The organism is Patulibacter ginsengiterrae (genome assembly GCF_056269115.1).
In genome coordinates, this window is sequence record NZ_JBWDOG010000023.1 from 49,999 (window position 1) to 58,017 (window position 8,019).

At 75.5% G+C, this 8,019-nt stretch carries 8 protein-coding genes and 1 pseudogene; 2 read left to right on the plus strand and 7 right to left on the minus strand.

Annotated features, from left to right (window positions below; translation table 11 throughout):
* The first annotated feature begins 38 nt into the window (after positions 1 to 38).
* Together ACVUH9_RS20660 and ACVUH9_RS20665 are read left to right on the plus strand one after the other, a co-directional pair.
* Positions 39 to 452 (plus strand): hypothetical protein, encoded by a 414-nt coding sequence (locus ACVUH9_RS20660; RefSeq protein ID WP_475760423.1) that lies wholly within the window; start codon positions 39 to 41, stop codon positions 450 to 452.
* A gap of 31 nt (positions 453 to 483) precedes the next feature.
* Positions 484 to 882 (plus strand): NUDIX hydrolase, encoded by a 399-nt coding sequence (locus tag ACVUH9_RS20665; protein WP_475760425.1) that lies wholly within the window; start codon positions 484 to 486, stop codon positions 880 to 882.
* A 90-nt stretch (positions 883 to 972) separates the two neighbouring features.
* Here ACVUH9_RS20665 and ACVUH9_RS20670 read toward each other — a convergent pair whose 3' ends face one another.
* The 7 genes and pseudogenes from ACVUH9_RS20670 to ACVUH9_RS20700 form a co-directional block, all read right to left on the minus strand.
* Entirely contained in the window at positions 973 to 1,401 is a 429-nt protein-coding gene (locus tag ACVUH9_RS20670) for a GatB/YqeY domain-containing protein (RefSeq protein WP_475760427.1), read from the minus strand.
* Positions 1,402 to 1,563: 162 nt separating this feature from the next.
* Positions 1,564 to 1,893: an antibiotic biosynthesis monooxygenase family protein gene (locus tag ACVUH9_RS20675; protein ID WP_475760429.1), complete on the minus strand. Its 330-nt coding sequence runs from the start codon at positions 1,891 to 1,893 to the stop codon at positions 1,564 to 1,566.
* Positions 1,894 to 2,009: 116 nt separating this feature from the next.
* Positions 2,010 to 2,807: a hypothetical protein gene (locus ACVUH9_RS20680; RefSeq protein ID WP_475760431.1), complete on the minus strand. Its 798-nt coding sequence runs from the start codon at positions 2,805 to 2,807 to the stop codon at positions 2,010 to 2,012.
* Between the two features lie 39 nt (positions 2,808 to 2,846).
* Positions 2,847 to 3,686 carry a hypothetical protein gene (locus ACVUH9_RS20685; RefSeq protein ID WP_475760433.1) on the minus strand — a complete coding sequence of 280 codons (840 nt, stop codon included), beginning with the start codon at positions 3,684 to 3,686 and terminating at the stop codon, positions 2,847 to 2,849.
* Positions 3,687 to 3,702: 16 nt separating this feature from the next.
* Positions 3,703 to 4,941, minus strand: coding sequence for an ABC transporter permease (locus ACVUH9_RS20690; RefSeq protein WP_475760435.1), 1,239 nt, complete (start codon positions 4,939 to 4,941; stop codon positions 3,703 to 3,705).
* 167 nt (positions 4,942 to 5,108) lie between these two features.
* Positions 5,109 to 5,780 (minus strand): annotated as a pseudogene (locus ACVUH9_RS20695) (ABC transporter ATP-binding protein); the annotation flags it as partial.
* 116 nt (positions 5,781 to 5,896) lie between these two features.
* Positions 5,897 to 7,693 (minus strand): hypothetical protein, encoded by a 1,797-nt coding sequence (locus tag ACVUH9_RS20700; RefSeq protein WP_475760438.1) that lies wholly within the window; start codon positions 7,691 to 7,693, stop codon positions 5,897 to 5,899.
* Positions 7,694 to 8,019 lie beyond the last annotated feature (326 nt).

Below are 8,019 nucleotides of genomic sequence, written 5' to 3' on the forward strand. Positions count from 1 at the left end.
CCGCCCCGCCGGCCCGGTTCCCGCCCTCGCCCGCGTCGATGAGCGCCACGACGACGACCAAGCGCCTGCGGATCGGCTTCTCCGATCACGCGCTCGAGCGGTTCTGCGAGCGCGGTGGGGTCCCGGTCCGCCCACGCGAAGTCCTCGACCGGGCCCTGCGCGAGCTGATCGTGCACGACGGGCGGGTCGTGCACGAGCGCCCACCGTGGGCCACGTCGCGCCGCGACGCCGAGCTCTTCGTCCAGATCGGCCGCTGGCTGCTGATCGTGCTCGTCGACGACGATCGGCGCCCCGAGGGCGCCTACACCGCCGTGACGATCCTCGGCCGCGAGGGGTTCGCCAGCTGGTCACGGGCCTACGACCAACGGCTGGTCAGCGTCCGTCCGCCACGCTGGGCGCGGCCGCGCGTCCCCTGGCGGCAGCGGATCGGCCGCTGGCTGCGGCGCCGCTGATCGCGGCGGCACCCCGGTAGATTCGGCCGCCATGACTCCCCGTGAGGTCCAGGCAGCCGGTGGCGTGATCGTGCGCGACGGCCGGATCGCCGTCGTCCACCGTTCGTACCGCGAGGACTGGTCGCTGCCGAAGGGCAAGCTCGAGGAGGGCGAGTCGTTCGAGGACGCTGCCCGCCGTGAGCTGGTTGAGGAGACCGGGTTCGTCTGCCGGCTCGGCGACGAGCTGCCCGAGGTCCGCTACGAGGACCACAAGGGCCGGCCGAAGCTCGTGCGCTACTGGCTGATGACGGTCGAGTCCGGCGAGTTCGCGGTCAACGACGAGGTCGACGAGCTGCGCTGGCTGGCGCCCGACGAGGCGATCGCCCTGCTGACCTACCCGGCCGACCAGCAGCTGGTGCGGGAGACGGTCGCCCGCGGCGCCGTCGGCTGAGCGACGCCACGACGCCGATCGGGGGCCGCCTCCCGCGGCCCCGCGGCCGTGACGCCGGCCGCGCGAGGCGGCCGGTGACTCCCGGGTCGCCTACGCCAGCGCCTCGCGCACCAGCGCGGAGACGCGCTTGCCGTCGGCACGGCCACCGGTCGCCGCCATCACCGCCTGCATCACGCGCCCCATGTCCTTCGGGGAGCTGGCGCCGGTCTCGCTGATCGCGGCCTGGACGGCGGCGGCCAGCTCCTCCTCGCTGAGGTCCTGCGGCAGGTAGCCGCTGATCAGCTCGGCCTCGAACCGCTCCGACTCGGCCAGCTCGGGGCGTTCGGCGTCGGCGTAGGCGGTGGCCGACTCCTCGCGCCGCTTGCGCTCGCGGCGGAGGACGGCCAGCTCGTCGCCCTTGCCCTCCTTCGCGTCCTTCTGGAGCTCGGACAGCACCAGCCGCAGCGCGCCGACCCGGGGCTTGTCGCCCGCCTTCATCGCGACCTTGATGTCGGCCTGGACCTGCTCGCTGATGCTCATGCCCCAACCGTAGGGCACCGGCCCGCATCGCCACCAGGGCAACGGACGGACGGCACCTGCCGTTGGCGCGACCGGCGCCTTCCGCGAGGCGACCGGAGCAGCCGCTCGGCGCCGGCGAGGGCGAGGACCCGCGGGCCCTGCCGCCCTCGCCGACGACGACCGTCAGTCCGCCTTGGGCCCCGCCGCGATGACGACCTCGAAGCCGAGCACGCTCGAACCGTGGGCGACGGGCTTCTGGGCGCCCTTGTCGTCGGCGGCCTGGGCGTGGCCGCGGCCGAACGCCTGGCTCTTGACCCAGCCCTGGAAGGCCTCTTCGCTCTCCCAGCGGGTGTAGACGAAGTAGCGCGTCTCGCCGTCGACCGGACGCAGCAGCTCGAAGCCGAGGAAGCCGGGCTGCTTCTCCACTTCGCCGGCGCGCTTGGCGAACCGCTCCTCCAGCTCCGGCCCGCGGGCGGGATCGACTTCGATGGCGTTGATCTTGACGACGGCCACGTGGTGCTCCTCGATGGGGATGCCTGGAACGGCGGCGGGATCGGTACGCGGCCGGCAGCCACGGCGGTCGTCCCGCTGCCGGCCCCCAGTCTTCCACCGAGCGTCGCTCGGCGACCTCAGCTCTTCGTGCCCGGGGTCGTGGTCGTCGGCGCCGAGCGGCTGCGGTCGGGCCGCAGCTCGGTCTGGCAGGCGGAGCTCGCCTTCTGGAACGTCGCGTCCTGCTGGTCGACCTTCTTGGCGTCGAAGATCGGCCCCTTGCCCGAGAAGTTCGGGTCCGGCAGATCGAAGCCGTGCTTGCGCACGCAGGCGACGTAGGCCGTGATCGACTTGCGGTACGCCGCGTCGTCGACGTCGGGGCGCTGCCCGCGACCGCGGCCGTTCCCGTCGGCCCGGCCCTGCCCCATCCGGCCGCCGCCGCACTTCTCCATCGCCGCCGTCAGCTTCTTGCGGTCCGCCTCCGAGAGCTGGCGACCGCCGGGGCCGCCGCCCGCGCCGCCGGGCAGTCCGCCGTCGGGGCGCCCCTGTCCGTCGCCGCCCGCGGGCGGTCCGCCCGGTCCGCCGCCGGCCGGGGGCGCGCCGTCCTGGCCCTGCTGCCCGCCGGGCGGGGTCGGCGGTGCGCCGTCGGTGCCGGTCGGCGGTGCCCCGCCGTACCCGCCACCGGGGCCGCCGGTCCCGGCCGGACGCTCGGGCAGGGTGACGCCCTCCTTCTTCAGGCACGCCTGGAGGGCGGTCCGATCGGCATCGCTCGATCCGCGCGCGCCGTAGCCGGACGAGCCGGTCGCGTTCGCCGCGTTGGTCGTCTTGGCCGGGTCGTCGTCGCCGCCGCAGGCGGTCAGCCCGAAGGCGGCGGTGGCGAGCAGGAGCGGGGTGATCGCCCGGAGCGATCGGTCCCACCGGGGTGACTGGGTGATCATGTGCGTCCTCCGTTGGTCAGGTCGAGAGCGAGCCGCGGCTCAGCCCTCACCGAAGAGTTGGTCGACGTCGCTGCCGCCGGAGTCGTCGGAGCCGGCCTTCCCCGCCGCAGAGCCGGACGACGCGGAGCGATCGGCGCCGGATGCCCCAGCGGCTCCGGGCGCTCCGGCCCGGAAGCCGCCGAGGTCGAGCGTGAGCCCGCTGGCCATCGCCTGGACCGCGGTCGCCGTGACGCCGCCGTCGGAGCGGGTCGTGCCCGTGACCACCACCGAATCGCCGGGCCGGACCTGCTTCGCGGTCGTCTTCGCCAGCCGCTGGACGGTCGCGCGAGCGCCGACGCGGACCTCGATCGTCGTCCCGTCCGCGCCGGCCACGTAGAGCGTCGAGCCCTTGACGTTGACGACCGCGCCGACGGTCGTCCCGCTGGCCGACGCCGCCGCTCCCGCCGCGGCCGACCCGCTGCCGCTCGTGCCCGCAGCCGCACCGGCCCCGCCGGCCGCAGCGCTGTCACCAGCGGCGGCCCCACGGGCCGTGCCGGCCGCAGCGGTCGCGCCCTGCCCACCAGGGGGCGCCCCGCCGGCCGCGCCGGCCCGGCCCCCACCGGCCCCGCGCATCGCCGCGATCCCGCCGCCGGGACCGTCGTCGGCACCCGCGCTCTTCTGGACCTGGACCCCGCCGATGAAGCCGACGCCGGCCACGACCACGCCCGCGAGCACGAGCGAGGCCGGCGTCAGCAGCTTGCGGCGGGGCCGCCGGGGCGTCACCGCCGCGGCCGGATCGCCGTCCCAGCGCTCGTCCTCCCAGTCGGCGTCCTCGGGCAGCACGTACTCGGCGGTCGGGGGCACGTCGACGGGCGTCGCCGTCTGCGGAACATCGGTCACGGGGTCCTCCTGGGAGTTACTCAAAGCGCAGGGCCTCGATCGGGCGGAGGCGCGCGGCGCGCCCCGCGGGGTAGGTGCCGAAGAACAGGCCGGCCAGGACCGAGGCCCCGAAGGCGAGGGCGACCGACGACGCCGAGGCGACCGGCGTCACGCCGGCGATCTCGAACCGGGCGACGCCGAGCCCGGCGAGCACGCCGAGCACGCCCCCGAGCATCGAGACGAGCACCGCCTCGGCCAGGAACTGGGTGAGGATGTCGCCGCGGCGGGCGCCGATCGCCTTGCGGATCCCGATCTCCCGGGTCCGCTCGGTGACGCTCACGAGCATGATGTTCATCACGCCGATCCCGCCGACCAGCAGCGAGATCGCCGCGACCGCGCCGAGCAGGGTCGTGAAGACGCTGGTGGTGGAGCTCGACGCCGCCAGGATCGAGCCCTGGTTGATGACGGTGAACCCCGAGCTGCCTCCGCCGCCCGCGGCCCCCGCGGCGGCGCTGGCCGCGTCGACGTCGTGGCGCCGGTTCAGGATCTCGGTGACCTCGGCCTGGGCCGCGTCGAGCGAGCCCTCGTCCCGCGCCTGGACGGTGATCGAGCTGACCGCCCCGTAGCCCGCCAGCGAGTCCTGGGCGGCGGTGATCGGCGTCAGCACGACGTCGTCGGAGTCGGTCGCGCCGCTCGCCCCCTTCGGGGCCGTCACGCCGACCACCTGGAAGCCGATCCCGTTGATCTTGACCGTCGATCCGACCCCGATGCCGAGGTTCTCGACCACCGTCGGCCCGATCACCGCCACCCGCTCGCGGGCGCGGTTCTGGGCCGTGGTGAACATCTCGCCCTGGGCGATCCGGTAGTTGCTGGCCGCGGCGTAGCCGGGCAGGGTCCCGACCACCGTCGACGGCTGGTAGCTGGTGCTGCCGGCGACGAGCGTGGCCGACGAGACGTTGACCACCGGCGACGCGCTCGCCACGTGCGGCGCCAGCTCGCGGTCCTCGAGCGCGGCGGCGTCGGCGGTCGTCAGCGCGCTGCTGCTGGTCGCCGCCGCTCCGGGACCGCCGCGGGCGCCCTGGCCCATCACCAGCAGGACGTTGGTCCCGAGCGCCTGGATCTGGGCCTGGACGGCCTGCTGCGAGCCATTGCCGACCGCGACCAGGACGATCACCGAGGCGACGCCGATCACCATCCCGAGCATCGTCAGGCCGGAGCGCAGCTTGTTGGCGACGATCCCGCCGAGCGCGATCCGGAGCGTCTCGCGCGGGTTCACGTGGGCTCCTCGGTTCGGCCGGCTGCGGGCGCCGCGATCGACCGTCCGGCGGCCGAGAACGGCGGAACCTCATGCTCGTTCGAAACCTGAGGGTTCGGCCCGTTCCCCTGCCTGGGAGCCTGATCGGTTCGGTGCGGCCCGCGTCTGACGGTGCCGGCCGGCAGATTGCGGGCGTCGGACAGGATCCGGCCGTCGCCGAGCCGGACGACGCGGTCCGCCCGGTCGGCGACCTCGTCCTCGTGGGTGATCAGCACGACGGTCCGGCCCTCGGCGTTGAGCTCGGCGAAGATCTCGAGCACGTCGTCGGTCGAACGCGAGTCGAGGTTGCCGGTCGGCTCGTCGGCGAGGATCAGCGACGGATCGGTGACGATCGCCCGCGCGACCGCGACCCGTTGCTGCTGGCCGCCCGACAGCTCGGAGGGCAGATGGTCGAGGCGCTGGCCCATCCCGACCGCCCGCAGTGCGGCGGCGGCACGCTCCCGGCGCGCCGCCCGCGGCATCCCGGCGTAGGCCAGGGGCAGCTCGACGTTGCTGATCGCGCTCGTCCGCGGGACCAGGTTGAAGGCCTGGAAGACGAAGCCGATCTTGCGGTTGCGCAGGTCCGAGAGGCCGTCCTCGTCGATCTCGGCCGTGTCGACCCCGTCGAGCAGGTAGCGACCGGAGCTGGGCGCGTCGAGGCAGCCGAGCAGGTGCATCAGCGTGCTCTTGCCGCTGCCGGAGGTGCCCATGATCGCGACGTGCTCGGCCCGTTCGATCCGCAGGCTGACGTCGTCGAGCGCCCGAACCTCCAGCTCCGGGGTCGGCCGGTAGACGCGCGAGACCCGCTGCACGTCGATCACCGGCGGGCGGCGGCGCGCACGGCCCCGCTGGTCGCCGACGACCGCGGGGCGGTCGTTCGCGGCCGCGGGACGGTCGCTCCGAGCGCGGGCGCGGGCCCCGGCGGTCCTGGCCCGCATCAGCGGACCCCGCCGGCCATGCCGGGCGGTCCGCCCGCGGCCATGCCCCCGCCGGGGAAGCCGCCGGAGCGGCCTGAGCCACCGCCGATCCCGCCGGCCGCGCCCCCGCCGAGCCGTCCGGTCCCCCCGGAGCCGCCGGCCTGCCCGGCCGCCGCGCCGCCGCTCGTGCTCGTCGCCAACGCCGGCAGGACTACCTGGTCGCCGGCCTCGATCCCGCTCAGGACCTGGGTGGTGCTGTCGCCGACGACGCCGGTGGTGACGGCGATCGGCACGTCCTTGCCGCCCTTGCGGACGGTCATCGTGCGGCCCGCCAGCGCCTGGCTGGGGACGCTGATCCCCTTGGCCTGGTCGATCACGACCTCGGCCGACGCGCTCATCCCGGGCCGGATCCCCGCGGCGGACTGGGTCACCGCCAGGGTCACCGGGTAGCTGACGACGCCGCTGCTGGAGGTCGCCGTCGTGCCGATCGCCGTGACCTTGGCGGCCAGCTTGGTGCCGTCGAGCGCGGTCACGGTGACCGTCGCCGCCTGGCCGACCTGCAGGTCGCCGATGTCGGACTCGCTGAAGGAGACCTCCAGGTCGAGGCGACTGAGCTGCATCAGCGTGGCGAAGCCGGTCGAGGTCGACGCACCGGTCGAGGACGCACCGCTGCCGCTGCTGGCCCCCTGGCCGGTGCCGGCGTCAGCGGTCGACGCCTTCGCCCCGCTCGAGCTGTTGCCGGTGCCACTCACGCTGTCGCCGACGGCCCCGCCGAGGTCGGTGATCGTGCCGCTGACCGGCGCCCGCAGGCGGGTGCCCTCCAGGTCCTGCTCGGCGTTGGTGACCGCCAGCTTGGCGGCGGCGACGCTGGCCTCGGCCGAGGCGACCGAGGTGGCGGACCCGCCGCTGCCGCCGTTCGCCCCGCCGCTCGCGGAGCCGGAGTCGGAGCCGGACGCCGCGCTCGAGCGGGCGGTCGCGGCGGACTCGCCCGCGGTCCCTCCCCCGCTCGTCGCCGCACCGCTCCCGCTCGCCGCGCCCGTCCCGGAAGCCGCCGCGGAGCCGGCCGGCCCCGACGAACCGGTCGTCGCCTTGCCGTTCGCCGTACCGGTGCCGGCGTCCGACCCCGTGCCGGAGGCGGGCGTGGTGGTGGTCCGGGTCGGCGCGGTGCTCGTACTCGGCGCGGCGCCGGAGCCGGAGCCGTCGGTCGTCGTCCCGCCGTCGTCGCCGGCCGCGGGCGCCTCCGTGGTCGCCGGGGCTGCCGCCGTCGTGATCGCCGCCACCGTCCGCATCACGGCGCCCCCGGCCGGCGACGCGGTCGCGGTCACGGCGTTGACGAGGCCGGGGGACGTCGCAGCACCAGCCGACGCGGTCGTCGTCGCGGGCACCGGGGCCGACGCGGTGCTCGCGTCGTCGGAAGAGCTGCTCGCCGCCTTCGCATCGTCGAGCCCGGCCTCGGCGACCTCCAGCGACGCCTCGGCCTGGGCCACGGCGACCCGCTGGCTCGCGTCGCTGATCCGGGCGATCAGGCTTCCCGCGGTGACGTGCTGTCCGGCCTTGACGTAGATCTTCTCGACCCGGCCCGCGGTCGCGAAGTCGAGCGAGACCTGGTTGGCCGGCTGGAGGTTGCCGGAAGCGGAGACGGTCGACTGGATCACCCCGCGGCGGGCGGTCACGACCCGTCCCTCGGACTCCGCCGCCGCCTCCGGGCCGACGACGACGATCGCCGCAACCACGGTCGCCAGCGCGAGCCCGCCGGTCACGATCGTGACGGGCGAGCGGGGCAGGCGCAGACGGCGGCTTCGGACTCCGGAGGACACGGCCGACACGGTCGCAGCCGCACCGCAGAGGACCGTAAGAGCGAGTCGGTCGCCAGCGGCCATCGGGCTCCGGACCCCGAACGGCCGGGGCGAGCACGCCGGCCCGGGTCCCGGACGGCGCGCCCGTGCCCGGCCGGCCCGCAAGCGCGCCGGCCGGTGATGTCGGCGGCGCTGAGGTTGATCCCGCTGTCGGCCTCGGTCAGGCGTCCGCTGAGTTGCCGACCAGCGTGAATCGCTCGCATGCCGGCTGGGTACCCGGGCCCGGCGACGCAAGACCGGCCCCGGAACGACGAACGGCGCTCCGGTCGCCGACCCGAGGGCCGGCG